This is a genomic window from Mesorhizobium sp. M7A.F.Ca.CA.004.06.1.1 (assembly GCF_003999135.1).
GTDB lineage: Bacteria > Pseudomonadota > Alphaproteobacteria > Rhizobiales > Rhizobiaceae > Mesorhizobium.
Window position 1 is genome coordinate 1 of sequence record NZ_RZPQ01001242.1, and the last position, 965, is coordinate 965.

Consider the following 965-nt stretch of genomic DNA (forward strand, 5'->3'; position numbering starts at 1 on the left):
CTCCAACATTGGCGCCCGCGCCGGCATTGATGCCATTGCTGCCGCCGACCGAAGCGCCGAGACCGGCATTGACACCGCTCGAGCCGCCGACATTGGCACCGGCCCCGGCCTTTACACCACCGCTGCCGCCCACCGAGGCGCCCACTCCGGCGCTGATGCCGCCACTGCCGCCAACGGAAGCCCCGACGCCATTGACGCCGCCGCTACCACCCACCGAGGCACCAACGCCAAGGCCGATTCCCGCAGCATTGGCGGGCAGGGAAAGGGCTAAGATTACCGCACTACCCGCCAACATGTTGGCGACTGTCTTGATGGTGTGAGCCATAACACTCTCCTGTTGTCGTTGCGCTAAAGCAATTGGCGAGAGGCCGATTGCAAGATCAACTACGCGAGGTGGTGAATTTCAGTTTCAGAGAGAGAATACTCAACCTGAAGCGTGGTATACATCAACAAAATTTCTGAAATAAAATTATAATAAAGTTGGAATAATTTCTCTTTACACTAACAGTGCGTAAGGCCATTGATGATCGGACGTTACTCTGCTCGTCTTTACTGCGAGGCCGTACACCGCACCGGACAGGGCATGAGCCTCTCGCAAGATCAGCAAGACCGCCACGATGATTGCAAGTGGCCAGAGTCTGTCGGCGGATGCGGGAGCGAGAGAGTGCAAGCGTGATTGCAGGCCGAACGATTCTGCGCTGGCCGGCTTGTCAGACGATCCCATAGAACAGCCTGTAGTGGACGCGCTTCATATAGTCCCGGTATTCCGGCGTCGCGGCTAACAGCGCCTCTTCGCGCAGGATGCGATGAACCTGGAAGAAGGTGATCGCGGCGTAGACAGCAAGATTGTAGAAGGAAAAGGCCGACAGCAGGAACAGGACATGACCGGCAAGGTATCCGGCATAGATCGGGTGCCGCACCAGGCGGTAGGCACCGTCGGTCATCACGCCGCGATTGCCCGGCAG

1 protein-coding gene and 1 pseudogene are annotated in these 965 nt (G+C 58.2%); both read right to left on the bottom strand.

Annotated elements, in window-relative coordinates; all coding sequences use genetic code 11:
• A pseudogene (locus EN906_RS35490) lies at positions 1 to 325 on the bottom strand (hypothetical protein); the annotation flags it as partial.
• Between the two features lie 385 nt (positions 326 to 710).
• Positions 711 to 965 (bottom strand): isoprenylcysteine carboxylmethyltransferase family protein (locus EN906_RS35495; RefSeq protein ID WP_164777671.1); only part of this gene is annotated, 255 nt, incomplete at its 5' end.